The sequence below is a fragment of the Thioclava indica genome (genome assembly GCF_000714545.1).
Classification (GTDB): Bacteria; Pseudomonadota; Alphaproteobacteria; order Rhodobacterales; family Rhodobacteraceae; genus Thioclava; species Thioclava indica.
This window is the reverse complement of record NZ_AUNB01000026.1, coordinates 1-25955: the sequence shown is the minus strand read 5'-3', so window position 1 is coordinate 25955 and position 25955 is coordinate 1. Positions and strand designations below refer to the sequence as shown.

Annotated in this window: 28 protein-coding genes; 17 read left to right on the top strand and 11 right to left on the bottom strand. The window is 58.8% G+C overall.

Going from position 1 to position 25955, the window contains the following annotated elements; all coding sequences use genetic code 11:
• Nucleotides 1–10: 10 nt before the first annotated feature.
• Entirely contained in the window at nt 11–1066 is a 1056-nt protein-coding gene (hemH, locus tag DT23_RS09300; RefSeq protein WP_038130670.1) for a ferrochelatase, read from the bottom strand.
• 135 nt (nt 1067–1201) lie between these two features.
• Between hemH and otsB the strand changes: the two genes are divergently transcribed.
• On the top strand, nt 1202–1924 hold the full coding sequence (otsB, locus tag DT23_RS09295; protein WP_038130701.1) for a trehalose-phosphatase: 723 nt from the start codon (nt 1202–1204) through the stop codon (nt 1922–1924).
• Between the two features lie 2 nt (nt 1925–1926).
• Nucleotides 1927–3273 carry an alpha,alpha-trehalose-phosphate synthase (UDP-forming) gene (locus DT23_RS09290; RefSeq protein WP_038130668.1) on the top strand — a complete coding sequence of 449 codons (1347 nt, stop codon included), beginning with the start codon at nt 1927–1929 and terminating at the stop codon, nt 3271–3273.
• Between the two features lie 16 nt (nt 3274–3289).
• On the opposite strand, the gene DT23_RS09285 is transcribed toward DT23_RS09290, so the two are convergent.
• Nucleotides 3290–4123: a methyltransferase domain-containing protein gene (locus DT23_RS09285; protein WP_038130666.1), complete on the bottom strand. Its 834-nt coding sequence runs from the start codon at nt 4121–4123 to the stop codon at nt 3290–3292.
• Between the two features lie 49 nt (nt 4124–4172).
• On the opposite strand from DT23_RS09285, the gene DT23_RS09280 reads away from it, so the two are divergent.
• From DT23_RS09280 to DT23_RS09265, 4 genes are read left to right on the top strand one after another with little or no spacing between them, the layout of a single operon-like run.
• On the top strand, nt 4173–4886 hold the full coding sequence (locus tag DT23_RS09280; RefSeq protein WP_038130664.1) for a ComF family protein: 714 nt from the start codon (nt 4173–4175) through the stop codon (nt 4884–4886).
• Nucleotides 4887–4923: 37 nt separating this feature from the next.
• Nucleotides 4924–5181 (top strand): glutaredoxin 3, encoded by a 258-nt coding sequence (grxC, locus tag DT23_RS09275; RefSeq protein WP_038130663.1) that lies wholly within the window; start codon nt 4924–4926, stop codon nt 5179–5181.
• Nucleotides 5182–5185: 4 nt separating this feature from the next.
• Nucleotides 5186–6016, top strand: a complete 831-nt coding sequence (locus tag DT23_RS09270) for a carbon-nitrogen hydrolase family protein (protein WP_038130661.1) — start codon at nt 5186–5188, stop codon at nt 6014–6016.
• A complete protein-coding gene (locus DT23_RS09265; RefSeq protein WP_038130660.1) occupies nt 6013–6453 on the top strand; it encodes a MarR family winged helix-turn-helix transcriptional regulator in 441 nt (146 codons plus the stop codon). Before DT23_RS09270 ends, DT23_RS09265 begins: the two co-directional genes overlap by 4 nt.
• A gap of 403 nt (nt 6454–6856) precedes the next feature.
• Here the strand turns inward: DT23_RS09265 and DT23_RS09260 are convergent, their stop codons facing one another.
• The 3 genes from DT23_RS09260 to DT23_RS09250 form a co-directional block, all read right to left on the bottom strand.
• Nucleotides 6857–7960, bottom strand: coding sequence for a site-specific DNA-methyltransferase (locus DT23_RS09260; RefSeq protein ID WP_038130659.1), 1104 nt, complete (start codon nt 7958–7960; stop codon nt 6857–6859).
• Between the two features lie 100 nt (nt 7961–8060).
• A complete protein-coding gene (locus DT23_RS09255) occupies nt 8061–8696 on the bottom strand; it encodes a ribonuclease HII (RefSeq protein ID WP_038130658.1) in 636 nt (211 codons plus the stop codon).
• Nucleotides 8697–8801: 105 nt separating this feature from the next.
• Complete coding sequence (locus tag DT23_RS09250; protein ID WP_156023908.1) at nt 8802–9188, bottom strand: hypothetical protein; 387 nt, start codon at nt 9186–9188, stop codon at nt 8802–8804.
• A 169-nt stretch (nt 9189–9357) separates the two neighbouring features.
• On the opposite strand from DT23_RS09250, the gene DT23_RS09245 reads away from it, so the two are divergent.
• The 4 genes from DT23_RS09245 to DT23_RS09230 all read left to right on the top strand — a co-directional run bounded on the left by DT23_RS09245 (nt 9358) and on the right by DT23_RS09230 (nt 12769).
• The gene (locus tag DT23_RS09245) at nt 9358–9639 is read left to right on the top strand and encodes a hypothetical protein (protein WP_038130655.1); all 282 of its coding nucleotides are present in this window, start codon (nt 9358–9360) and stop codon (nt 9637–9639) included.
• Nucleotides 9611–10315 (top strand): hypothetical protein, encoded by a 705-nt coding sequence (locus tag DT23_RS09240; RefSeq protein ID WP_081847047.1) that lies wholly within the window; start codon nt 9611–9613, stop codon nt 10313–10315. Before DT23_RS09245 ends, DT23_RS09240 begins: the two co-directional genes overlap by 29 nt.
• Before the next feature lie 63 nt (nt 10316–10378).
• Nucleotides 10379–11473 (top strand): carboxynorspermidine decarboxylase, encoded by a 1095-nt coding sequence (locus tag DT23_RS09235; protein WP_038130652.1) that lies wholly within the window; start codon nt 10379–10381, stop codon nt 11471–11473.
• Between the two features lie 48 nt (nt 11474–11521).
• Nucleotides 11522–12769, top strand: coding sequence for a saccharopine dehydrogenase family protein (locus tag DT23_RS09230; RefSeq protein WP_038130651.1), 1248 nt, complete (start codon nt 11522–11524; stop codon nt 12767–12769).
• A gap of 105 nt (nt 12770–12874) precedes the next feature.
• Here DT23_RS09230 and DT23_RS09225 read toward each other — a convergent pair whose 3' ends face one another.
• A complete protein-coding gene (locus DT23_RS09225) occupies nt 12875–13981 on the bottom strand; it encodes a tyrosine-type recombinase/integrase (protein WP_051697176.1) in 1107 nt (368 codons plus the stop codon).
• Between the two features lie 616 nt (nt 13982–14597).
• Between DT23_RS09225 and DT23_RS09220 the strand changes: the two genes are divergently transcribed.
• The gene (locus DT23_RS09220; RefSeq protein WP_038130649.1) at nt 14598–15293 is read left to right on the top strand and encodes a helix-turn-helix domain-containing protein; all 696 of its coding nucleotides are present in this window, start codon (nt 14598–14600) and stop codon (nt 15291–15293) included.
• Between the two features lie 474 nt (nt 15294–15767).
• On the opposite strand, the gene DT23_RS19700 is transcribed toward DT23_RS09220, so the two are convergent.
• Both DT23_RS19700 and DT23_RS09205 read right to left on the bottom strand, forming a co-directional pair.
• Complete coding sequence (locus DT23_RS19700) at nt 15768–15935, bottom strand: YegP family protein (protein ID WP_162177198.1); 168 nt, start codon at nt 15933–15935, stop codon at nt 15768–15770.
• Nucleotides 15936–16072: 137 nt separating this feature from the next.
• On the bottom strand, nt 16073–16324 hold the full coding sequence (locus DT23_RS09205) for a hypothetical protein (protein WP_156023905.1): 252 nt from the start codon (nt 16322–16324) through the stop codon (nt 16073–16075).
• Nucleotides 16325–16517: 193 nt separating this feature from the next.
• Between DT23_RS09205 and DT23_RS09200 the strand changes: the two genes are divergently transcribed.
• Genes DT23_RS09200 through DT23_RS19050 form a run of 5 tightly spaced genes read left to right on the top strand, consistent with a single transcriptional unit; the run spans nt 16518 to nt 23688 of the window.
• On the top strand, nt 16518–17132 hold the full coding sequence (locus DT23_RS09200; protein ID WP_038130698.1) for a restriction endonuclease subunit S: 615 nt from the start codon (nt 16518–16520) through the stop codon (nt 17130–17132).
• 11 nt (nt 17133–17143) lie between these two features.
• A complete protein-coding gene (locus DT23_RS09195) occupies nt 17144–18670 on the top strand; it encodes a type I restriction-modification system subunit M (protein ID WP_038130642.1) in 1527 nt (508 codons plus the stop codon).
• Nucleotides 18660–19982, top strand: coding sequence for a restriction endonuclease subunit S (locus DT23_RS09190; protein ID WP_051697174.1), 1323 nt, complete (start codon nt 18660–18662; stop codon nt 19980–19982). Before DT23_RS09195 ends, DT23_RS09190 begins: the two co-directional genes overlap by 11 nt.
• Nucleotides 19979–22948, top strand: a complete 2970-nt coding sequence (locus DT23_RS09185; protein ID WP_038130640.1) for a type I restriction endonuclease subunit R — start codon at nt 19979–19981, stop codon at nt 22946–22948. The genes DT23_RS09190 and DT23_RS09185 overlap by 4 nt, the downstream gene beginning before the upstream one ends.
• A complete protein-coding gene (locus DT23_RS19050) occupies nt 22945–23688 on the top strand; it encodes a M48 family metallopeptidase (RefSeq protein WP_081847044.1) in 744 nt (247 codons plus the stop codon). Before DT23_RS09185 ends, DT23_RS19050 begins: the two co-directional genes overlap by 4 nt.
• A 216-nt stretch (nt 23689–23904) precedes the next feature.
• Here DT23_RS19050 and DT23_RS20030 read toward each other — a convergent pair whose 3' ends face one another.
• Both DT23_RS20030 and DT23_RS20025 read right to left on the bottom strand, forming a co-directional pair.
• Nucleotides 23905–24141, bottom strand: a complete 237-nt coding sequence (locus DT23_RS20030) for a hypothetical protein (RefSeq protein WP_038130639.1) — start codon at nt 24139–24141, stop codon at nt 23905–23907.
• Between the two features lie 6 nt (nt 24142–24147).
• The gene (locus tag DT23_RS20025) at nt 24148–24702 is read right to left on the bottom strand and encodes a hypothetical protein (protein WP_038130637.1); all 555 of its coding nucleotides are present in this window, start codon (nt 24700–24702) and stop codon (nt 24148–24150) included.
• Between the two features lie 307 nt (nt 24703–25009).
• Here DT23_RS20025 and DT23_RS20020 point away from each other — a divergent pair, with 307 nt between their 5' ends.
• Nucleotides 25010–25231 carry a hypothetical protein gene (locus DT23_RS20020; RefSeq protein ID WP_038130634.1) on the top strand — a complete coding sequence of 74 codons (222 nt, stop codon included), beginning with the start codon at nt 25010–25012 and terminating at the stop codon, nt 25229–25231.
• A 221-nt stretch (nt 25232–25452) separates the two neighbouring features.
• Here the strand turns inward: DT23_RS20020 and DT23_RS09155 are convergent, their stop codons facing one another.
• The gene (locus DT23_RS09155) at nt 25453–25833 is read right to left on the bottom strand and encodes a hypothetical protein (RefSeq protein ID WP_156023904.1); all 381 of its coding nucleotides are present in this window, start codon (nt 25831–25833) and stop codon (nt 25453–25455) included.
• Nucleotides 25834–25955: the final 122 nt, after the last annotated feature.

The following is a 25955-nucleotide window of genomic DNA, read 5'->3' as shown; positions in this document are numbered from 1 at the left end:
GCAATAGGCTCTATTCGATCCAGCCCGCCAGGTTTTCCTGCACCAGATCCATCAGCGCGTCGATATGCAGATCGTCGTCATTCAGGCAGGGAATATAGGTGAAGGTTTCGCCACCTGCATGTTCGAATGCTTCGCAAATCTCTCCGTTGATTTCCTCTAGCGTCTCGATGCAATCGGCGGAAAACGCAGGCGAGATCACCGCGATGTTCTTTTTGCCCGCTTTGGCGAGTTCGGCGACATGCTCGACCGTGTAGGGCTTGAGCCAGACTTCGCGGCCAAAGACCGACTGGAAGGTCGTGTCGATCGCGTCCTTGTCCCAGCCCAGCCGCTCACGCAAAAGCCGAGACGTTTTCTGGCATTGGCAGTGGTAGGGGTCGCCCTCCATCAGGTAGCGGCGCGGCATCCCATGATACGACGCCACCAGCACATCCGGCTTGGTGTCGAGCTTGGCATAAGCGCGCTCGACCGAGGTCGCGAGCGCCTCGATATAGCTGGGACGGTCGAAATATTCCGGCGCGATGCGCGCGGCGGGCTGACGTTTCTGCTTCATTAATGCGCGGAAGAATTCGTCATTAGCGGTGGCCGAGGTCGGACCCGCATATTGCGGGTAAAGCGGCACAAACAGGATTTTCTCGCAGCCCTGCGCGACCATGCGATCCACGACCGATTTGGTCGAGGGATTGCCGTAGCGCATGCAATAATCGACCACGACTTCGGCCCCGTAACGCGCCGAGACCGCCGCGCGCAGCTTGGTGACCTGCTGCTTGGTGATCGTCATCAGCGGGCTTTCATCCGCCTCGTTGTTCCAGATCGTCTTGTAATTCGCGCCGCTCGTGAAGGGCCGCTTGGTCAGGATGATCAGCTGCAACAGCGGCTGCCATTTCCAGCGCGCAATATCGATCACGCGCTCGTCCGACAGAAACTCGTTCAGATAGCGGCGCATTGACCAGTAATCGGTGCCGTCCGGCGTTCCCAGATTTGCAACCAGCAGGCCGATTTTGGCGGCTTTCACGGGCGGATGGTCGGCTGGCGCATGGGCAAGGCGCGTGGCGGCGTCATTCGTCATCGGTCACTGTCCTATCATTCAGTCTTTTGGAACATTCTCTCGACTTAAAGGGTTTCCCCGTCAGGTCAATGCGGCCTATTCAACCGCTTCAGGATCACTTACGTTCACATCATGACAATGGATGACTCAACTGGCGTGAAACCGACACCCCCCGCGTTGAACCTCGGGCGGGAGGCGCTTTTTCTGGATTTCGATGGCTGCCTTGTTGACATCGCCCCCACTCCCGATGCCATCAAGGTGCCTGATGCTTTGCCCCGCGTTTTGCAGGATCTGTCAGCGCGTTTGAACGGGGCGCTGGCCATCGTGTCAGGGCGCTCTTTGCACGAGTTAGAGACGTTTTTGCAGGGGTTTGACGGGCCGATGGTCGGCTCTCACGGGGCCGAAGCGCGCGGCATGACGGCCCCAATGGCGCATCAGCCTGCGGGCCTCTCTGAGTTGCAACAGGAGATGGCCAGCTTTGCCACCCGGTCGGGCCTGCTTTATGAGCATAAAAGCCATGGCGGCGCGGTGCATTTCCGGTCTGATCCCGCTCAGCAGACGCTGGTTGAAGGGTTTGCGCAGGACCTTGCGGCACGTCATGGCGATTTTGCCGTGCAACCCGCGAAGATGGCGGTTGAACTGCGTCCGGCAGGTTTTTCCAAGGATGGCGCGCTGGCGCTGTTGTCCGAGCTATCCGCTTTCGCAGGACGCCGCCCGGTCTATGCGGGCGATGACACGACCGACGAGCCTGCGCTCGCTTGGGCCGAGGATCATGGCGGTTTCGGCGTCAAGATCGGCGCGGGACACAGCGTTGCGCGGTTTCGATTAGATGCGCCAAGCCAGTTGCGCGCTTGGCTCATGGCGGCATTGGAGGGCTAAGCATGGGACGTCTGATTTGCCTGTCAAACCGCATTCCCACCGGGGCAAACCCCTCGGGCGGGCTGGTCGTGGCGCTTGGCGATGTCCTAAGCGAAAACGGCGGGCTTTGGATCGGCACATCGGGCGAGACCGTCAAACAGCCCGGCACAGAGCTTCGCGAGATTAAAGGCGGGCCGTTCAAACGGATGCGCTTTGATCTGACCGAGGAAGAGCACGCGCTGTATTACGACGGCTATTCCAATTCGGTGCTGTGGCCCCTGTTTCACGGTCGCACCGATCTGATGCAGATCCAGCAGGATTATCTCGATAGCTACAAGCAGGTGAACCGGCGACTGGCCAAGATGCTTGCGCCGATCATCCAGCCCGAAGACCGGATCTGGGTGCATGATTTCCACTTCCTGCCGCTGGCCTATGAACTGCGCACGCTCGGCGTTCACAGCCCCATGGGATTTTTTCTACACACGCCGTTTCCCGGCCCGACGGCGATGCAGGCGCTGCCTAACGGGCGTGAGATTTGCCAGTGGTTGTCGAATTTTGATTTGGTGGGATTGCAGGCCGAGCGCGATGTGCGCGCTTGTCTGGCCTCGATGGTCGAGATCGGCGAGGCCTCGGATCTGGGCAACGGTTTTGTGCATCTTGCCCCGCGTCAGTGCCGGATCGAGGCGTTTCCGATCTCGATCGACGCAGGCGAGTTCAAGACACTGGCCGAGCAAGAGATCGAAAAGCTGCCCGCAGGCATCGTGAAGCCCAATCGCAGCCTGATGATCGGCGTGGATCGGCTGGATTATTCCAAGGGTGTGCCGCAACGCTTTCGCGCCTTTGGCGAGTTTCTCGAACGCCACGAGGATTGGCACCGCCATGTTTCGCTGATCCAGATCTCTCCGCCCACCCGCGAAGGCGTGCCCGCCTATGACGATATTCGCGAAGAGACCGAGCATCTGTCGGGCCGGATCAACGGGCAGTTTGCTGATATCCAATGGGCGCCGATCCGGTTCATCAACCGCCCCGTGCCGCGCGCGGTTCTGGCGGGGCTGTATCGCGCCTCGCAAGTCGGGCTGGTGACGCCGCTGATGGACGGGATGAACCTTGTGGCCAAGGAATATATCGCGGCGCAAAACCCCGAAAATCCCGGTGTTCTGATGTTGTCGCAATTTGCCGGGGCCGCCGAGCAGATGGAGGAGGCGTTGATCGTCAATCCCCATGACACCGAGCAAATGGCAACCGCGATGCTGACCGCTTTAATGATGTCGCTGTCTGAACGGCGCGAGCGTTATCACGCGTTGATGAAGGGGCTGACCACGCAGGACGTGCATTGGTGGTCCAAGGCGTTTCTGACCGCGCTGGGGTAATCCGCGCCGGGCGAATTTAGTGCCCCGGCTTATCCCCCGTCGGAATTTCCATCGTGCCCAGCGCATCGGCCAAACGATTCGCGGCGGTTCCGGGGCGCAGGGGTTTTTGCTGTTTCGGGTGGGGTTTCCAGCCTGTCAGCCAAACCATCTCGAACGTGGCGCGCACGCGACCATCAGGCTCGCGATAGCTGTCGGAATAGATCCGCAACGCCTCGGACATTATATCGCGACGGGTGAAATGGCGGCTGCGGGCCGCAAGCGCGTTGGTCTCGCCCATGGCACGCAGATCGCTGAGCAGGCGCAGCGGGGTTTCGTAAGTCACCTTGCGCGTCACCGCATCTGCCACCGGCAGCGCAAATCCGGCCCGCCCCAGCAAAGCGCCCAGATCGCGAATTTCACCCATCGGCAGCACACGCGGGCTAAGACCGCCGGTGATCGCGGCCTCGGCCTGCGCCAGCGCCGCGCGCAGCTCGTTCAGGGTCTGGCCACCAAACATCACCGCCAGAAACAGCCCGTCGGGTTCCAGCGCGCGGGCTGCCTGCACCATCTGCCCGACCGGATCATTCGCCCAATGCAAGCACATCGCATGCACCACCAGATCATGCGCGCCCTCTTCCAGATCAAGCAGGTCGCTATCGGCCACGATCTTGGCGTTGGACAGGATTTTGCGCCACGGTTCGGGAAAAGCGGTGATTACGGCGGGTGACGTAAAGGTTCTGTTAACCTCTTGGAGCCTTTCATACAGCTCATCGGCCGCATCCTCGTGCAGGAATAGCTCGGGGGCGCGCGCGGCGCGGGCGCGTTGGCGCCTCAAGGCGGCGCGGTCGGTCAAGAGGGGCGGTGTGTTCATGGCTGAGACAGGTCTTAACGTGCTTCGCGCACGGATGCTAGCGGGAGGAATGCACGCGCTTCACGCCGTTTTCCCACCGCGCTGCATTGCCTGTGGAGAAGAGGTCGGGTCTGATTTCGGCCTGTGTCTGAGTTGCTGGGAGCAGACGAGTTTCGCCACCGGCACGGTCTGCGATGCCTGCGGCGTGCCCCTGCCCGGTGACGACGGCGGCGAATCTGTGTTGTGCGACGATTGCATGACCCATCCGCGCCCGTGGACGCGCGGGCGCACGGCAATGATGTATTCCGGCGTGGGGCGCGATTTGGTTCTGTCATTCAAACATGCCGACCGGCTTGATCTGGTGCGGCCGATGGCGGCTTGGATGGCGCAGGCAGCACGCCCCCTGATCACGCCCGACACGCTGATTGCGCCGATCCCACTGCATCGCTGGCGATTACTGAAACGGCGCTACAACCAATCCGCACTGCTGGCGCAGGCGATGGCGCGGATCACCGGGCGCGAGGGCTGCGTCGACCTGTTCCTGCGCACCCGAAATACTGCGAGCCAGAAGGGCCATGACCGAGACGCACGCCTTGCCAATCTCGCCGACGCGATCACCGTCAACCCTGTACGCGCCGATCTGATCGCGGGACGCAACGTGCTGATTGTGGATGACGTGATGACATCGGGGGCGACTCTTGGGGTGGCGACACAGGCGGCCATGCAAGCCGATGCTGCCCGGGTTGATGTCGTGACACTGGCGCGCGTTGCGAAGGCGCCCTAAATCCCTATAGTCGAGCCGACTTGAAAGGGATTATCGCATGAAGCGCGTCGAGATCTATACCACCCGAACCTGCCCGTTTTGCATCATGGCCAAGCGCCTGTTGGAGCAAAAGGGCGTAACCTATGAAGAAACCGACGTGGGCCGTGACCCGCATCTGCGCGCAGAAATGATGCAGCGCGCAAAGGGTGGACGCACGGTGCCGCAAATTTTCATTGGCGATGAACCGATTGGCGGCTGCGACGAGCTGCATGCGCTTGACCATTCGGGCAAGCTCGACACGATGTTGGCGGAGTGATGCAATGAAAGCTGCTCTGGTTCAGCTGTCTGTTACCGACGATCCGGTCAAAAACCTGCCGGTCACGCTTGAATTCATCCGCGAGGCCGCGGCTGCTGGCGCGCAGATGATCGCGACGCCCGAATGCACCAATCTGATCTCCTCGGATCGCGCCTATCAGCGCGAGGTGCTGCATCACGAACATAACGACCCTACTCTGGCTGCGATCCGCCAAGAGGCGGAAAAGCTGGGCGTTTACGTGTTGATCGGATCGCTGTGCTTGCAAACCGGCGATGATGACGGGCGCTTTGCCAACCGGTCCTATCTGATCGGTCGCAAGGGCGATATCAACGCGAGCTATGACAAAATCCATATGTTCGATCTCGATGTCTCCGAGACCGAGCGCTACCGCGAATCCGAGGGCTATCGCCCCGGCAAGCAGGCAGTGCTTGCGCCCTCTAAATACGGGCAGATCGGGATGTCAGTCTGCTATGATTTGCGCTTTCCTCATCTCTATCGCCAACTCGCACAGGCGGGGGCGAATATTTTGACAATCCCCTCGGCCTTTACCGAGGGCACCGGGCGCGCCCACTGGGAAACCTTGGTGCGTGCGCGCGCGATCGAGAACTCGTGCTTTGTTCTGGCCCCGGCGCAATGTGGCACCCATGGTGCGCATGAGGGGCGCCCACGCAAAACCTGGGGGCATTCTCTGGCAGTGAACCCTTGGGGGGATGTGCTGGTGGATGGTGGCACCGAGCCCGGCGTCAGCCTTGTCGATATCGATCTCGATGAGGTTGAAACCACGCGTCTGCGCCTGCGCTCGCTGTTTCATGACCGGAGCTATGAGGCACCGTGAGCCAGGATCCCGATCCCCTTGCCGCAGCCCTGTTCGCCGAGGTCTTCATGGCCGATCAACTGGCACGAAACGTGGTCAGCCGCGCGCTGCCCAAGGGGATGGAGATCTCACATTTTTCGGTGCTCAACCTGCTCAGCCACATCAATGAAGAACGCACGCCCGCACAGTTGGCCGAGGCGCTACATGTGACGCGCGGCGCAATGACCAATACGCTTGCCAAGCTGGAATGGGCGGGCCACGTGCATGTCCGCCCCGATTGGGATGATGCGCGGCGCAAATGGGTGTCGCTGTCGCCCTCCGGCCGGCGGGCTCGCGATGGCGCGCTGGCGTCTTTGATGCCGATCATTGGCGGGATTGTGCGCGATCTGGGCCCCGATAAAGTGCGCGCAACCTTGCCGGTCTTACGCGAATTGCGCGCGCGGCTGGAAAAAAGCTGATCGGATCGGGGCGCTGCCCCCGGCCTGCGGCCTCCCCCGGGATATTTTTATCAAGAGGAAGAAAAAACGCCCGGCTCGGGCCCGTCTTTGGGCGGCAAGGCCGGGCGCTTCCCCTTGAACGGCCATCGGCGTCCCCGCCTGTTCCGTAGGACCAAGCTCACCTGATTCTGGTAAAGAAAGCCCTAACTTCCTCTTGATCGAAATATCCCGGGGGTGAATGGCGCAGCCAGAGGGGGCAGCGCCCCCTCTTTGACTGTTAATTGTCGCCCTCCGGCGACGGGGGGGCAGCGCCCCCGTTTTCCTTCAAACGCAAAAGGCCCCGTCGTTTTCACACGACGGGGCAAGGCTGTGCCTGAGGGCGGACCTCAGGCACTGGCGGTAAACTTTGTGATTAGTGTGAAGCTCAGTTCATTTCGGCGCGGATTTGTTGGCGCAGCAGGTCGATGGGAACCTGTTTGCCGTCGCGCTTGAACGTCCAGTAAGTCCAGCCATTGCAGCTGGGCGCGCCTTCGAGATGGGCGCCGACCTGATGGATTGAACCTTTGACATCATCGCCGATCAGCGTGCCATCGGCGCGCACCTTGACCTTGTGACGCCCGTTCATCGAAAACAGCTCTTCGCCGGGGCGCAGCATGCCGCGTTCGACCAGTTGACCGAAGGGCACGCGGGGTTCGGAGCGCTTCGATGTCGAGACCTCAAGCGCCTCACGATCGAATTTGCGAATCTTCGAGAGACGTTTTTTGGCGACCTCGCGATAGGCTTCCTCGCGCTCGATACCGATGAAATCGCGACCCAGCATCTTGGCGACCGCCCCCGAGGTGCCGGTGCCAAAGAACGGGTCGAGCACGACATCGCCGGGATTGGTGGTGCCGACGATGAGGCGATGCAACAGGGCCTCGGGCTTTTGCGTGGGATGGGCCTTGTCGCCGTTATCATCCTTGAGCCGCTCACCGCCATTGCAGATCGGGATCACCCAATCCGAGCGCATCTGGATCCCCTCGTTCAGCGATTTCAGCGCCTCATAGTTGAAGGTATATTTCGCGCCCTCGGCCTTGGACGCCCAGATCAGCGTTTCATGCGCGTTCGTCAGGCGTTTGCCGCGGAAATTCGGCATCGGGTTGGATTTGCGCCAGACGACGTCATTGAGAATCCAGAACCCCTGATTTTGTAGCTCGGCGCCCATGCGGAAGACGTTGTGATACGAGCCAATCACCCAAATCGCGCCATTCGGTTTGAGGATACGGCGCGCGGCGGCCAGCCAGTCGCGGGTAAACTGGTCGTAATGCGCAAATGAACCGAACTGATCCCAAGCGTCATCCACCGCATCGACCTTGGAATTGTCAGGGCGATGCAGATCGCCGCGCAATTGCAAGTTGTAGGGGGGGTCGGCAAAAATCAGATCAACGCTGCCTTCCGGCAGGCTGTTCATTACCTCGATGCAGTCACCTGCAAGAATCTCGTTCAGGGGCAGCGCATTGCGCGCCGCCAGGGTCTTTGTTTTGGTCATACTCGCCTCTTTCTGCCCGTCTATCGGGTGTCGGCTTTTGCGCCGATCTATGCAGACCAAGATGAGTCAAAGGCGATTCGTCGTCAATTTCTTTTTTGAATCAAGGGGTTATATATTTTGCTTGGCACAAGATATTGTGGACAGGCTTGAACGAACGTCTATGAACGGGGGTTACCCCCAAATCTAGGAGGGCTTGCAAGTGGTCCTTGGTCGGGTAGCCCGCGTTGCGCTCCCAGCCATAGCCCGGATACTGTTGCGCCAAATCCACCATCAGCAAATCGCGCGCCTCTTTGGCAAGAATTGAGGCCGCCGCAATCGACATAGATCGCCCGTCGCCTTTCACAACGGCTTCGGCCGAAAGGCTCAGGTCGCGCGGAAGGCGATTGCCGTCGACCAGGACGTGATCGGGGCGCGTGGGCAGGCCTGCAACCGCGCGGCACATCGCCAGATGCGAGGCTTGCAGGATGTTGATCTCGTCGATTTCCTCGACGCTGGCATGGGCAACGCAGAACTGTGCGCTTTGCATGATCTCGGCGGCAAGCTTGGCGCGTTTCGCGGCACTCAGCTTTTTGGAATCGTTCAGCCCGGCGGGGATATTGGCCGGATCCAATACCACGGCGGCGGCGGTGACGGGGCCACAAAGCGGGCCACGCCCGACCTCGTCAACACCGGCAATAAGGGTCAAACCCCGCGCGCGGGCAGCGCTTTCAAAGGAGTAATCCGGAATTTGTGTCATCAAGACGGGATGCAACGGATCGACGGTGCGTTCAATAAAAAAAGCGGGGGCACTTGGCCCCCGCCCCGCTCGATTGGTGCTCTTAAGTGGCACCTGCCGTCCGACTTAGCGACGCGATTCGTGGCGGCGGTCGACACGGCGGTCAATGTGACGGTCGACACGACGGTCAATGCGACGGTCGATGCGGCGGTCGACACGGCGGTCGATGCGGCGGTCGATGCGGCGGTCGATGCGACGCGCCTTATAATAACCATCGCGACGCACTTCGCGATACACCACACGCGGCGGGGGCGGCGGCGCATGGCGCACGTGGCGTTGATTCTTATTCGCCGAATCAAGAAGCAGCGCAGCCGCCCCGACGCCAAGGATCACGGTCAACGCCTGACGATCCTTTTTGCCCAACGCGGCGGCGGGGCTGGCGGAAATTCCAAACGTGCCCAAGGCCAGTGCAGAAGCCGTGAACAATGCGGTCATTTTGGTTTTGAGCGACATGGTCGGTCCTTTCAGTGGGGCGACCCGTTCAGGCCGCATCAGTTGCGATGACCAACCCTCGCTCCAACCGCCATCGACAGGCAATAACGCCGCATTGTTATCAGATATCAACCGCGCCAACCCCCTTTCGCTATTGAATAACAACGGCGTTTTGCGCAACGTGAGTGGCATGAAACAGCTCATTCTCATATGCGCCCTTATCGCCATCGCAGGCACGGCTCAGGCCGAGTGCTACGCCGACTATAAGGCCAAGCGCGACAACCCGTTGCAGTTGCAATATGGCGTTGCAAAAGTCTCGGACGGGGCGTGCTCGAAACAACAGGCGGCGCGCGAATTGGCGCCGAGGCTGCGCGCTGCGGGCTGGACCTTGCTCACGGTTGTCTCCACATTCGGCCCCGAAGGCTTAGCGCAAAGGAAGGCCAGTGCCGGACCATTTTTCCTCCGTTACTGACAGTTTGCGGCTGGGCTCGCGCGCGGTGATCGGCGGCATTGCCGCTGTGGTCGCTATTCTGGCAATTGCGGCGGGCTTGCTGTTTGCAGCACTCCCCGATGCGAACGCTTTCAACGCGCGGGTCGAGCAGATTTTCGTGCAGAACAACAATCTGACCTCGCAGGCCGAGATCAAGCTGCTCGAGGTTCTGGCGCAATCGGGCACGGCGTTTTCCGATGTACTGGCAAGCTACCGGATGATCATCTTTATCCTGCTGATCTTTGCCGCAGCGCTATTACTGGCTACGCTGATCTTCTTGCTGCTGCTGATTGGACTAAACCGTCGCATGGTAGAGATTCGCCGCAACGGGATCGAGGTGCAAAGCTTGCGCATCTTGCGCGGCGAGAACGCCGTGATGCTGAACGATATGGCGTTTTCTCTGACGCCCGCCGCGATTGAGACGCTCTCAGTTCTGGCCGAAGCGCGGATGGATGACGACATTCTCACGGGCGTGCAGATTGAGGCGATGATCTCGGGGCGCGATGCGTCCGATTGCGAAGAAGCGGCGGGCGCCACGCGGATCAAACGGCTGCGCGATGCGCTGGGAAATCAACTGGTGACAGAGCTTCTGGTGCGCAATATCGCGCGCAAGGGCTATGCGCTGAGCGTATCCAAAGAGGCGATCCGCGTCGATTGAGTCCGGTTGCACCGCTGCCACATGCGTCCTATATCCCTTGCCTGTTCTGCCGGGGGAAAAGCCATGTCCGACACGCCGTTCTACCTGATCGACGAGACGCGCCTGCTTGAAAATATGCGCAAGATCGAGCGCCTGCGCGTGCGGTCTGGTGCCAAGGCACTGCTGGCGCTGAAATGCTTTGCGACATGGTCGGCGTTCGACATCATGCGCCCCTTTCTGGATGGCACGACCTCGAGTTCCTTGTTCGAGCTGCATCTGGGGCGTGAGAAATTCGGCAAGGAAACGCATGCCTATTCGGTGGCGTGGTCGGATAATGAGATCGACGAGGCCATCGGTTACGCCGACAAGATCATTTTTAACTCGCTGAGCCAGTTGGACCGTTTCGGCGACAAGGCGGCGCATATCGAGCGGGGCCTGCGCCTGAACCCGCGGTTCTCGACGAGCGGTTTCGATCTGGCCGATCCGGCACGGCCGTTCTCGCGGTTGGGCGAGTGGAATACCGAACGGCTTGAGGCTGCGATGGGGCGGATCTCGGGCGTGATGATTCACTATAACTGCGAGAATAGTGACTTTGCGCTGTTTGATCATCAGCTTGGCCGGATCGAGGCGGAGTTTGGCGATATCCTCAAGCGGCTCGACTGGGTCAGCCTTGGGGGCGGCATTCATTTCACGGGCGAGGGTTATCCGCTGGATGATCTCGCGGATCGGCTGAAACGGTTCTCGGACGATTTCGGCGTGCAGGTCTATCTGGAACCCGGCGAGGCGGCGATCACGCAAACCGCCAGCCTTGAAGTCTCGGTGCTGGATATTCTCGATAATGGCAAGAAAATCGCCATCGTGGACAGTTCGATCGAGGCGCATATGCTGGATCTGCTGATCTATCGCGAGACGGCCAAGCTGCCGCAAAACGGCGCGCATGAGTATCAGATCGCGGGCAAGACCTGTCTGGCGGGCGATATCTTTGGCGATGGCAAATTCGAGTCTCCCTTGCAGATCGGCGACCGGATTTCGATTGCCGATGCCGCTGGCTACACGATGGTCAAGAAAAACTGGTTCAACGGCGTGGCCATGCCCGCCATCGTGATCCGCCGTGCCGATGGCACAATCGAGCGGATCAAAGACTTCACCTATGAGGACTATCTTTCCTCATTGTCCTGAGGGCGCTTGCGCCCCCTTCCCCTGTCCAATCAAAAGGAGACAGCCGAAGTGAAAAAGAACGTGCTTATCATCGGCGCAGGCGGCGTTGCCCAAGTTGTGGCGCATAAATGCGCGCAGAATAATGATCTGTTTGGCGATCTGCATATCGCCTCGCGCACCAAATCGAAATGCGATGCGATTTTGCAAAGCGTGCGCGAAAAAGGCGCGATGAAGGTCGAGGGCACGTTTGAAGCCCATGCGCTGGACGCGATGGATGTCGCCGCAACCGCTGATCTGATTCGTAAGATCGACGCGCAAATCGTGATCAATGTCGGTTCGGCCTTCGTGAACAAATACGTTCTGGATGCGTGCATCGAAACCGGCGCGGCCTATATCGACACCGCGATTCACGAAGAGCCCGACAAGATCTGCGAGACCCCGCCGTGGTATGCGAACTACGAATGGAAGAAACGCGATCTTTGCGCGCAAAAGGGCGTAACCGCGATCCTTGGGGCCGGGTTTGATCCGGGCGTGGTCAACGCCTATGCCCGCTTTGCCGCCGACCAAATGGATTCGGTGAAATCCATCGACATCGTGGACATCAATGCAGGCTCGCACGGCAAGTATTTCGCGACCAATTTCGATCCCGAGATCAACTTCCGCGAGTTCACCGGCACGGTTTATTCCTGGCAGCAAGGCGCGTGGCAGGAAAACGCGATGTTCGAAGTGGGCCGCGAATGGGATCTGCCGGTCGTGGGCACGCAAAAAGCCTATATGTCAGGCCATGATGAGGTGCACTCACTGGCCGCGAATTACCCCGATGCCGATGTGCGGTTCTGGATGGGTTTTGGCGATCACTACATCAACGTGTTCACGGTGCTGAAGAATATTGGCTTGCTTTCGGAACTGCCCGTCACCACCGCCGAGGGGCAAGAGGTCATCCCGCTCAAGGTGGTCAAGGCATGCCTGCCCGATCCGTCCTCTCTCGCGCCCAACTACACCGGCAAGACCTGCATCGGCGATCTGGTGAAAGGCGTGAAAGACGGCGCAGAGATTGAGCTGTTCGTCTATAACGTGGCCGATCACAAAGAGGCCTATGACGAGGTCGGCTCGCAGGGCATTTCCTACACCGCTGGCGTGCCTCCGGTCGCCGCTGCGATCTTGGTCGCGCAGGGCGATTGGGATGCCAAAACGATGAAAAACGTCGAAGAGCTGGACCCGAAGCCGTTCTTCACCGTGCTTGATCGCATCGGCTTGACGACGCGTGTCCAGATCGGTGGTCTGGGCGGCGAAGACAAGGCCTGGACCGAAATCTGAGCCACCGAAAATCAAGTAGAAAGGCCCGCCCAGCGCGGGTCTTTTTATGTGGTGATTGGTGATCCCGGTTGGATTCGAACCAACAACCTGCCCCTTAGGAGGGTGTTACTCATCTTTGATTTCTCCATGTGATTTCTGAATGTTATCATCATCCGATAAGCGCGTCTGTACAGGGGATGTACGAAAACGCGCTCGAATGTCCGCCTCGTCGGTCTCCGGATGGGCGTAGATGCTCATCGGCAAATTGGCGTCTGACCAACGCCCGGCTCGCGCGGCTGTCACCGGATCGACACCCTGCCGGATGACCAGTTCAGTGAAGAACCCGTGCCTTCCTGCGGCATGAGCGGAGAGATACGGAATACCGGCACGACGGCAGATTGTCTTCCAGCGGTTATTATAACCGGTTGGGCTGGCATACCCGAATATCCGCGGCGCCAAAATCACTCCAGTCCTGCGGTTGCGGGGGCGCTTGGGGCGCAGCTCCAGCAACTCTTCCATCATTTCCGGCGAGACAGTGATCCAGCTTTCCGGATGTCCCTTCTGAGCTTTGACCCGGACCTGGCATTTTTCCGGGCGTAGGTCGTCTGGCGTCAGAGAAACAGCCTGATCGATCCTGGCGGCCGTTTCGAACATGAAGCGCGCCATGGCCGCATTGTAAGGATCAGCTTCGGCACAGAAAGCGTCAATCCAGGCCCGGGTAGCCGGAACCCGCTCTACCCGGCTCGTCTTGCCCCGACGTTTGTCCTGGGCATTCCGCTCGAACTGATCGTAGCGCCGCACCCGCAGCAGCGGCGTCCCCTTCAGCTCGTGCGCATTGTTGATGACCGCGCGCGCGGGCGTCACGATTTCCCGCCACCAAGTATCTGTGGAGGCGTTCGGGCGCAGCTTCGGTCCGAGATTTTTTAGCAAGCGCCCGGTAATGGCCGCGAGAGGCAAACTGCCAATCTCATCGAGGATCGGTAGCAGCTGGCGGGCGCTCCTGCTGTCGGGCTGGTAGAGTTCGATTGCATCCGCGAAGCGAAGGGCCCGCTCTTCGCCAACGATGTGCTTGCGGATCTGCAACTCGGTCTCTTCGCTTATCCAGTCCCGCGCGCCAGCTTCCGAAGTCGATCTCGTGCTTTGTCGATATGGGCCGGCGATCGGGCGGCTGTTGTATTCGATCCAGCCTTTGACCCAATAGACCTTGCCTCTGAGGTACGGTTCGAGCGGCACTTCCAATCCTCCGTCAGAATTTCATCAATCTGTTCGGGCGTGATGATCATGGCATTGCCGATACGAAAGCACGCACCTAGGCGATTGGCTTTTTCCCGCAACGTTCGCTCGGCGATGTTGATTTGGCGGTACTCCTCCAACCAGGAAACCCAGTCCGCAGGGGACTTGCCCGCGTCCAGTATAGTCGAACCACATCGGGCCTTCTCCTGGCGAGCGGATGAATCGTGATCTCGATCGAACTCACTTCGCATGAGACCAACTCCTCGCAGTCTGCCCACCCCTGCGAACCTGTGCCCCTTCGGCAGACAGGATCGCCTCGACATGCTCCGCCGACAGCAACATGACACGGCCGAGGGCGTAGTAGTGGCCGCAGGAACGAGCCTTCGCCCGCAAAACGCGTGCTGAAACCTCTGCTCCTTGTGAGCGCAGCCGCTCGCACCAAACCTCTGGCGTGACTGCGTTCTCAAATGTATTGTTCATTTGCGCCTCCAAACCGCTTTCTTACTACGATTATGGCTCGCTAAAATGGGCCAAGTAAATGAAATTATTATGTTTTCTCATGACCCCATAAAGCGGCACAATCTTGCAGGTTTTCGATCTTATGAAGGAACGTTCAATGCCATTTCAGTTCAAGCCCGACCCAAACCAAGACAATTTGGTGATTCGCCCAGGCATGTCAGCGCAGCAAAAGGGCTGGATTGGGCGGAAGCAGATCGAGCGCTCTCAAGACGCGCGGCTCGAAGAGGCCGAAGAGGCTCGAACCTTTGAACGCATCCGCCGGCGAAGCGAAATGAGCGTCAGCCAGGGACTTCGCAAATACCGCGGTCGTCGCGGCCTCACTCAAGATCAAATGGCAGAAGAGCTGGGCTGCTCCGTCCGAGCATATCGCGGCTACGAAAGTGGAGAGCGCGACATTCCGAGTTCGCTGCTGCTACAGATTCTGGCACGCGGAGACGTCGACATCCACGACCTGCTCAACGTTCGCCGCGATCCTGTTTGGGCTGAAACCCACGATAAGGTAATTGATCGATACAACGAGGCCATGGCGCTTCTTTCCGTGCACGATCTCTATTTGCCCGTTGATGCTGAGGCTCCCGCTCGAAAGATCGCAGGCGAGGTCACCGAACTTGGCGCAGTGGAGACAACGTCGGTCCCCAAGCGCGTTGCAGAAGAGTGGGCCCACCTTGACCACTGGTATCGGGAAGGCGGCTGGGGATTAGATGCCATCGAAGAACTCTTGAGAGAGCGTCATGAGGAAGAGCGTCGCGCCGAGCGAAGGTCACGTGACGCGAAAAGAAAAGACCTCGAGTAGTCCCGAATGATGAAGACCGTTCCCTAAACCAACCCGATCTGCAAATCTGCTCCCTAGGCCTTAGGCGCTACATGACGCCAGGGCGCAAACAAGGGCGGAGAGCTGACGAATGCGGAGGCAGCGGCGCGGTCGCGGTCTCCGCCTGAAACAGCCATTTAAGAAACGCACCGCGAGCGCGAGGCTGAGAAAACACTCCGACGATCCCGGTAAGCCCATGACCTTCGACCATCACTAAGATGCGGAAGCTCAGCTGCGCGATCGCGATCAGCGGCACGAACTGTATCTAGCTAACAGTGCCGACATCTGCCTAGCACAAGGAATGGAGGCGCGCGTAGATGCGTAGGGCACGCAAACGCTATGGAACACTAGGACGCCCTCATTGGCGGCGGGATAAAACTGACAGTCAAGTGCCATAGCCTAATCAAAAAACACCCCGCATCCGAAAGGCTACGGGGTGTTGTGTTAGTGCTTTACTTAGGTGCGATCGACGACGCTCGCGCTTGGCGCGATCCGCTTGGCGGTTTCGGCCCCGCGTTCAGCCGACTGTTTGGTCGTATAGACCTCGGAGTGGCAGAGGGTTTCTCCGTTGCCACCCTTCAGGCGCCAGAAGTAACCGGTAGATGCTTTCAAAACCTCGAACATAGTGATTGCCCTCCTTGGGGCTAAGTTGGCGGCCTGACGAAGCTTCAGGCCGTTGACTGTGATCGAGGGGCCAGCTAGAAACATGGTGTTCAAGCATATTTGCTAGCGGGGCTTCGCCCCCTTTTGGAAACCGGCTGTTACAGCAGCCGGTTTTCCATCCATGCGACCTTCGGGGTCATATACGGCCCCTTAGGCGGCAGTTCCCCTTCGTCAGCGGCGGGAATCCCCGGGAACCGGGCTCCATCTTTGATCTCCGCGACCCTTCCTTGGTTCACTCCGAAGAAAGCTGCAATGTCGTGGTGGCGATCGCCACGGCGAACCATTCCGCGAATGAGGGCCGCATCTGATGCGGTGAGTTTGAGCCCGCTGGGCTCAGCGCGTGTTGCCATGTTGTGCTCCATAGCTGTTTCAGTTGTGTCCAGATCGGGCTGGACATCATGTATATGGCAGACTCAAATTCGGATTTCAACTCCATTTTTTTAGGCCCCTAGAAAAATGTATTCGACTACGTTTTTGCATTAAGCTTTAACCGTATTGACCTACGTAAATCTATATGCGACATCAGCCCGCATGACAGAGAACATGAAGAAACCGAGAAATGGTGCCGCCGCCGTGCGCCTTGGCGATGTTGCTGAGGTGTTTGCGGGGGTGGGTGCTTCTCGCGAGGAGGCTGTGCAGCGTGATGGCCAGCAGTTGCCGATGATTGGCGTCCGAGACCTCGTGGACGATGCCGTAACACCGGTAGGCGCGCTCGACACGGTTGGCTTCGATAAGCCGGAACGCGCAGAAAACTACCGCGTGCGAGCCGGCGACACACTTCTGACGGGCCGGGGCACCGCGATGAAGTTTGGCCTGGTCGGGGAAGAAACAGAAGGGGCGATTGCAAGTAGCAACATTATCGTCGTGCGTCCGAGGGGAAGCATCATTGGGGCCGCTCTCTATGCTCTGCTTTCTAGCGAGGCGTATCGCCCCAAGATCGAACTGCTTCGTCGGGGCTCGACCACGCTGCTGTCCCTGTCAGCCAAGGATTTGAAACGGTTGGAGCTGAACCTTCCGCCTATGGATGAACAACATCGCATCGCGGCGCTGATGCTTGAAGCGCGCGACGCCTACAGGAATGCAATACGTGCGGCGGAGCTACGGCGCGACATTGCTCGCCAGCTGCTGAACCAGCGGCTCTTCGGCGGAATGAATTGAGGGAGATAGAAATGGAAAAACTGACGCGCGATGCGCTGAATAATCATCTTTGGCGTGCAGCGGATTACCTCCGTGGCTCGATCGACAGTTCGGACTACAAGGTCTACATCCTCGGCTTTCTGTTCCTCAAGCGCCTGTCGGACCGCTTCGAGGAAGAGGCGCAGGAGCGTATCCGCGACGGCCTGCCGGAAGACATCGCTTACAATGACCCGGATGAACACGAGTTCTTCGTGCCCGAGCGCGCGCGGTGGGACAACATCAAGAAGACAACCGTCGAAATCGGCCAATCCCTCAACAAGGCCTGCGAAGCATTAGAAGATGCCAATCCAGCCATTGAGGGCGTTCTGGTAAACATCGACTTCAACAGCGAGTCGCGGCTGGGTGATCCCAAGAACAAGGAAGTCGTCCTTGCTGGCCTGATCGACCATTTCTCTCGCATCAATCTTGCCAACCGGTCGTTGTCCGAACCGGACATGCTCGGGCGGGCCTATGAATACCTGATCGAATATTTCGCGGACGACGCGGGCAAGAAGGGCGGCGAGTTCTATACCCCTCACCAGGTGGTCAATCTGATCGTGCAGCTGCTTAATCCCGAACCGGGCATGCGCATCTGTGACCCAACATGCGGTTCTGGCGGCATGCTGATCCAATGCGCGGAATATGTCGGCTCGAAACAGGGCAAGCGCCTGGGTGAGGCGATCAACGTTACGCTGCATGGGCAAGAGCGCAATCTGGGAACCTGGGCCATCGCCAAGATGAACCTGCTGCTGCACGGCCTGCGCGATGCCCGGATCGAAAAAGGTGACACGATCCGCAACCCGCGCCTACTGGATGGTGACGGCAACCTCATTCTCTATGATCGGGTGATCGCCAACCCGCCCTTCTCGCTCGACAAGTGGGGCGCGGAAGAGGCGAGCGGCGAAGGGGAGAAAGCGAGCTTCAACCGTTTCAAGTACGGCATCCCAGCCAAGAATATCGGCGACTATGCATTTGTGCAGCACATGCTCGCGACCCTGAACAAGGACGGCATGTGCGGTGTGGTCATGCCGCATGGCGTGTTGTTCCGCGGGTCAGGCGACGGGCGCATCCGCAAGGCGCTGCTGGAAGAAGACCTGATCGAGGCGATCATCGGTCTGCCAGAGAACCTGTTCGCGGGCACCGGTATTCCAGCCATCGTGCTGATCCTCAACCGCAACAAAGCGCCGGAGCAACAAGGGAACATCTTCTTCGTGCATGCCGCGAAAGAAGCCGATGACAGTGGAAAAAAGGCCGTTCTGACCCCCGGGAACATCAAGACGATCGTCGACACATATCGCGAGCGAATTGAAACCGAGAGGTTCAGTCGCATCGTGCCCATGTCCGAGGTCGTGGACAACGAATTCAACCTCAACATCTCTCGCTACATCGACACATTGGAGCCTGAAAAGCCGATCGACGTGAAGGCCGAACTGGGCAAACTCTGGGCTGCCGAGAAAGCCCGCGACGATGCTGAGGCCCGCATGAATGAACTGCTGAAAGAGATGGGCTATGTCGGTTGATCTGCCAAAAGGCTGGCAGGAAGCGCGTTTCGGCAAGCTGGCTAAAGAAGTAAGAACACGCGGCCTCGGGAACGGCCCTTATCCCGTTTTGAGCGTGACGAAGCACCGTGGCTTCGTGCGCTCGTCCGAGTATTTCACCAAAACTATCCATAGTGCCGACACTGATCAGTACAAACTGGTTCGGAAAGGACAGTTTGCATACGCGACCATTCATCTCGATGAAGGCTCCATCGACCTCCTTCAGAAGTTCGATGCAGGGCTGATCAGCCCAATGTATACGGTGTTTGAGGTGCAGCCAGGGGTGCTTGATCCGTTTTTCGCGTTGCGGAGTTTGAAGCGCCTGGCGTTGTCAGGTCGGTTTGCGCCGTACAGTAACGGCGGGGTCAACCGGCGCCGTTCCATAGCATTTCGCGACCTAGCAGCCTACAAGTACCAGTATCCCCCATATCCTGAACAGTTGGCCATTGGCGAGGTTCTGCGGTCAGTTGAGGACGTAATCGCACGAAAGCTAGAGCTGATCAGTTCTCTTGGCGAAACCAAGAAGGCCGTCATGCGCGAGTTGCTGACGAAGGGCACGCGCCGGGACAATGCGGCTTTGAAGCCCCTGCCGGAACGCTGGGTTCTGGGTCGGATCGCAGAAGGCGTCGACCAGATCCCCACGGACTGGAAACTTGTTCGGCTCACCAGCGTGGCAAAGCTGGAAAGTGGCCACACGCCAAATCGGGACAAGCCCGAGTACTGGGGTGGAACCATTCCATGGCTGTCGCTGGGTGATACCGATGCGCTTGACCAACTGACCATTGAAAACACACTGGAACAGGTGACCGAAAAGGGGATCAAGAATTCGTCTGCCCGCGTCCTTCCTGTTGATACGGTGGTCTTTTCCCGAACGGCGACCGTTGGCAAAGCGTGCCGCTTGGCCGTCGAAATGGCCACCAGTCAGGACTTCGCCAACTGGGTTTGCGGATCAGACCTTGATCCTCGCTACCTGCTCCAGGTCTTCCGACACATGAAGCGGGAATGGGATCGCCTGCAGGCGGGAAGCACGCACCAGACCATCTACATGCCGACGTTCAAGCGACTGCAAATCCTGCTGCCGCCCAAGGCAGAGCAAGAAAAGATCGCCGATACCGGTGAGGCCTTCGATCGGTGCATTGAGGCCGAAAAGCAATCATTGGCAGAGCTGCAAAACACGCGCGCCGCGCTTGCGCAAGAGTTGCTTTCTGGCCGTCTGCGCCTGCCCGCCAGCATGATTGCCCGCTTCGAGAACTCTCTGCCAAGCGGCAATACGCCCGAGGCGGTGACGGCATGAGCTCATCCCGCGATCGGTTGGAAATCGAGTTTGTCGAAGACCCGGCTGTAGACCTGCTTCGGGTCCTGTTCGACTACGGCGAGCTGTTGCTCGCCGACGTATCCAGGCTGAGGGAAAGCACGACCGATGTCTTGCTGACCCGGCGCTTGGAAACGCAGTTGCAGGCGCTCAACCCGTGGATTGACCAGGATGGAATCCGCCGCGCCATCGCCGCCATTGCGCGCGTTTCGGCCATCGACTTGATCGACGCCAACGAAAAGGTCCACACGGCGCTGACCTATGGCATCACCTTGCCACACACCGATGCGAACGGGCGCAGGCAAGACCGGAGCGTCCGCTACTTCGACTTCGAAACCGTGGAAAAGAACACGTTCGAGTTCGCGCGCCAGGTCGCGATTAAAGGCCCACGGCAAGAGATTATCCCCGACATCATCGTCTATGTGAACGGCATCCCGCTCGTCGTCATCGAGTGCAAATCGCCGGGACTCTCTGACCCGATCGGTGACGCACTTCGCCAGTTCCGTCGCTATGAGGGGCGGGACGAGTTCCAAGGGCTGGGCGCGCCGCGTCTGTTCGAGGTGTCGCAGATTTCACTCGCGCTCGCGCGCGATGTCGCCAAGAGCGGCACAACAGCAACGCCGACGCGGTTCTGGGCCGACTGGCGCGATCCTTATCCCTTGAGCAGCGATGCACTTGCCTCGCGCCTCGGCCGCACACCGACGCCGCAGGATGCTCTCCTCGCTGGCATGCTTGCCCCTGAAAACCTGCTCGATCTGGTGCGCAACTTCATCATCTTCGAAACCATTGATGGCAAGCGGATCAAGAAGATCGCCCGCTATCAACAGTATGTAGCAGTGGGCCGTACGATCGAGCGCATCCGGACCGCTTTGCGGCCAGACAAGCGTGGTGGCGTGATTCACCACACTCAGGGCTCTGGCAAGTCGCTGACAATGGTCTTCTTGGCGATAAAGCTTCGTCGGTTGCCGGAGGCGGAAAACCCGCGCCTCGTTATCGTGACGGACCGGACAGAACTGGATGGCCAGATCACCGGCCAATTTCAACGCGCGGGTTTCCCCAATCCCACGCAGGCTGAAAGCGGCGAACACCTACGAGAACTTTTGTCAGGCGGCGCAGGTACGACGGTACTGACGACCGTCCACAAGTTCCAGTCGGCTGTACCGAAGCGGACGGATGTCATTTCGGACAGCCCGAACATCTTCGTTATGGTCGATGAAGCGCACCGAACTCAATATGGCGCGCTTGCGGCTCGGATGCGAGCGGGCCTGCCGAACGCCACTATGATCGCCTTCACCGGTACGCCTATCGACAAGAAAGACCGGGCGACGCGTCGCGTCTTTGGCGACTACATCCATCGCTATCTGATCCACCAAGCTGTCAAGGACGAGGCGACGGTTCCGATCTACTATGAAATGCGAGATGCTCGCATGCGTATCCACGGCGTTGAATTGGAATCTGCAATCCGACGTGCCTTTCCCGAATTGAGTGACGAAGAAATCCAGAAGCTGAAACGCGGAACTCGTTTGCAGGAAAAGGTAGCTGGCGCCGAAGAACGCGTCCGGATGATCTGCCAAGATATACTTCAGCACTACCGCGAAACCATTGAGCCAAATGGGTTCAAAGCACAGATCGTGACGGTCAGTCGAGACGTAGCAGTCACCTATGTAGAGACACTTCGTGATCTTGGTGCTCCGGAATGTGCTGTCATCATGTCGACCGCGAATAACGACAGCGCGCGGCTGCAACGACATCACCATTCCAAGAGAGAACGTGAGGACCTGATTGCACGGTTCAAGCGCCAGAACGACCCTCTGAAAATCCTTGTCGTCTGCGATATGTTGCTGACGGGGTTCGACGCCCCAATCGAGCAGGTTCTTTATCTCGACGCACCGTTGCGAGAGCATACTTTGCTGCAGGCAATCGCACGCGTTAACAGAACTGCCGACGGTAAAAAGTACGGCTTGGTTGTAGATTATTGGGGCGACAATCAACGTATATCTGAAGCGCTCGAAATGTTCTCAGAGGATGATGGTGTCCTCTCGGCAATGCGTCCTGCCTCGGAAAAGTACCAACTTCTTGAAAGTCGCCATCGAGCTGCAATGCGCCTGTTCGACAATGTCGATCGCAACGATGAAGAGGCTTGCGTCCTGTTGCTCGAGCCAGAGGATGTGCGTGCCCGTTTTGAATTAGACTTCCAACGTTTTGCGGAAGCATTTGATATGGTTCTTCCCGACCCCAAGGCATTGGAAGAACCATATTTGGCTGATCTTAAGTGGCTGTCTCGAATTCGCGCAACAGCTCGCCGAACGTTCAGCGACGAGCGGTTTGACGCTCGGCCCTATGGCGCAAAGGTGGGTGAACTCATCACATCACATCTTCAGTCGGAAGGCGTGGAACAACTGCTTCAGCCGACGGACATTCTTGATCCTGCATTCCTTCGGAGTGTGGCCGAGCTTCATTCCGACGAGGCCAAGGCCGCGAGGATCGAGCATGCGATACGCCATGAAATACACGTCCATCGAGATGAAAACCCAACAGCCTACTCTTCACTTTGGGAAGAACTCGAGGAACTCATTTCACGTCGCCGAACTGATCGTGTCAGCGCTGCTAGCCAGCTAGCTCGATTGGAAGAAATGGCTACGCGCTCCGCCGAGCTCCGTAGTGATGCAGGCGGCATACGCCTGTCGGGCACGTCTGGCGCCATACTTCCTTTGATAGAGTTCCGGCCTGATTTGGATGCTGACACGCGCCGAGAAATCGCATCTAGCATTGCGACAGACCTCGAAGCCATGACGCAAGTGATCGACTGGCACATGAAAGAAGATGTTCAACGCCAGATGCGGCGTAAGATCAAAGAGCATCTGCGCACCGCGCAATCTGATTTTCAGGAAATGGAAGCATCTACTGCAAAGATTATGGATGTGGCCAGAGCGCGATTTTCCAAATGATACAAATCGACAAGCACGATATCAGTTATGGCGGAGAGAATATCAGCTTTCGACTGGAACGGACTGCGCGCCGAAAAACTATCTCTATTTCAGTGGGCTTTGATGGAATTCGAGTTCTTGCGCCAGTTGATATGATTGACCAAGACGTGGCGGCGCATGTCCGAAAAAAGGCACCCTGGGTAATCAAAAAGCTTGCGGATTATAGGGAATTGGCTTCGGAAACACAGCCAAAGGAGTTCGTTAGCGGTGAAAGCTTCCACTATCTTGGAAGACCTTATCGGTTGCGAGTTATTGAAGATCCGAACGCTGTCGTGACACGAATTTCGGCGCGTGGACAAACCCTTGTAGCCCCAGTTCTTCCACATCAGCACTATCTTATCCGTCGCGCGTCAATCCGCTCCGGTTTGCGCCAATGGTATGTCGAGAAGGCAATGCGGCGGTTTCCGGAAAGGCTCAGTGCAGTAAGTACGACGCTTGGAATTGACACCCCGCGGATGCTGGTAGTTGAGCAATCAAAGCGATGGGGAAGTTGCGACAAGAATGGAAAAATAAGGCTTAACTGGCGCCTAGTAATGGCACCTGCATCACTCATTGACTATGTCATAGCACATGAAGCCTGCCACATTCTTTATCACGACCACTCCCATCGGTTCTGGCGCTCTCTCGAAACAATTATGCCCGACTATGAAAGTCGCATTAACCGTCTGGACAAAATCGGTCACCGGCTAATCTGGTCCTGAACCCACTCCAGCAGAGTCTTAGGAGCGCAACCGACGCGTAGCGCAACCTCGGAGACGGCAGCCCAGAGGGACGGGTGATCGTCCTGGATATTCAGGACTTCCTGAACCGCGCTTGCCCTTGTCTCGGCCGGGTACGAAGGTCTTGCTGCTCTCCCCCGCACAGTTTTCGCTGCCATTTCTTTTTCCACTTTCACTGCTCTGGCTCGTTTCCGCCCATTAGGGGCGTTTGAAGATGAAGCCGCTCCGCTTCCGCCCCTCGGGCTTGATCTTTTCCGGCGGCTTGGGCCCGGCCTCCAAGGCGCCGTGCAAGGTCGACAACGAGGCGTTCAATTCGCTCCGCAAGTCGGAGAGCGCCTGCTCTTGCTCGAGTTGCCGCTGCATGCACGCGGAGACGCTCTTCTCCAATTCTTCGACGCAGGCGAGCAACTCTTTCTCGAGCGGTGTCAGGGTCATCAAGGATCACTCCATCTTCAGGCAAGTTCGGTTCGTGCCGGTGCCGATCGGGCACCTTGCGGGCGACAGCCCGGGGGGCAGGACGACCATCTGGCCCAGGCCGCCGACGCCACGGATAGTCCGGCTGCCCGTCAGCTGCTCCGGGATCAGCTGGATCGGTGGCTCGGGTGGCGGCATTGTCGCCACCTTCGCGCCCAGGAACGCGCTGAAGGCCGCCATCAACCCTGCGAGGGCGATCCCCGTTAGGATCAGGGCCACCGCCCTCTGCGTTACGATCTTGCTGTGCCTCAAGCGCTGCACCTCCAGCTCCTGTGTCAGGCACTCGATCTCCGCCTTGCGTTGCGCGACCTCTTCCTTCAGGTCGCGTGTGGTCTTGCGGGACAGGTGCTGCAGGGTCTCCAAATCGTCCGAGATTGTACGCGCGACGCTTTGCGCAGTCTTCCGCAACGCAACGTTCGAGCTCTGCAACTGGGATTGCAGCGAGTCGAGCTGAGCCTCCAGCATCTGTTCCATGTTCTGCCGAATGCGGGGGTTGAGTTGTGTCTGCGGTCCAGTCGACATGGAAGTACTTTCCTTTCAGGCGCCACTTGTTTTTCGGCATGTCCGGGTCGGCGACGGTGATGTAATTGTTCCCGGCTCTCGGGTTCTCAAAGCCGATGCCCTTGAGCGCCTCGAGCAGCGAGACACGGTCATGGATCACTCCCAGACCGACCTGAGCCTTCACCCATTCATTGACCTCCGCCCGAGTCTGAGCGCGCTCGGGCGCCTCGGCGATGCTTTTCACGTCGCGCGCCCGTGCCGGGTCCATCGGGTCTGCCCATCCATGGCGGCGATTGTGCAGGTCCATGAAAGCTAGAAAGGACTGCTCATGCCCTGGCGGCGCGATGTTCAGCGCCTTGCCGGTCAGCAAGTCCATTCTCGGCATGATGAAGTGCAGCTCGACGCGACCGACATGGAGGTGGCGCACCCAGAGCATCCGGTAACGATCATGCCTCAGCCCTGGGCAGGCGAAGGCCTCGAAATCCTCCATGAGCTGGCGCTGATGCGCTTCGGTCGGGGCATCCTCGGCAGCAAAGCTCAGCACGCCTGATTTGTACTTCCAGCGATGTGGCACCGCGTCCACGAGGTCGATCATGCGCTCCGGATGGCCCTTCAGAACTTCGGGCATGATCGTGCGGCGGGTGTGTTTGACCTTGCCCGCGGCATCCAGTTTGGGCTGGCGGTGCTGATCGTAGTCCACGACAAATTCTTCGATGAGGTACTTCACGGCCGGAGCGGCCTCGCCTTGGCCGTGAGCGAAGAACTTGACCATCATCTCCAGCTCCAATGGCTGTGCGCCAACTTCCCAAGCTTTCGGTCGATGCCGACCAGCAGGCTCAGGATCGCCAAGTGGTCTAGGAAACCATCGTCGACTTCAGCCCTCCGCAAGACGCGCGTGACCTCGTCCATGTCGGCCTCAATCCGAGCCACCGCGCGCAGCAGCTCAGGCGGCGCGATCGGAACGCTACTTCGGTGGCCGGAGGTCACCATGCCGAGGGCCTCTCTCAGCAACTCCGCCAGCGGGCGGCGCGCCCGTCGCGCAATGTCGTCCAGGGTCTCCTTCTCAAGCTGCGACACCCGGAAGGTGATCGATTTGGATAGCTCATCCATATACTTGGAAACAGGGATTGCCCGGGGGTTCGAAGGGGGCATCGCCCCCTCGCCTGTTCCCGCGTCGTAAGACGTGGGTGAACTTGATGTCCGTCTTGTGACCATAACTCTGCCCTTCCTCAGCTTTCGCGGAATCCGTGACCAGCATTTCCAGAGAGCCGCCC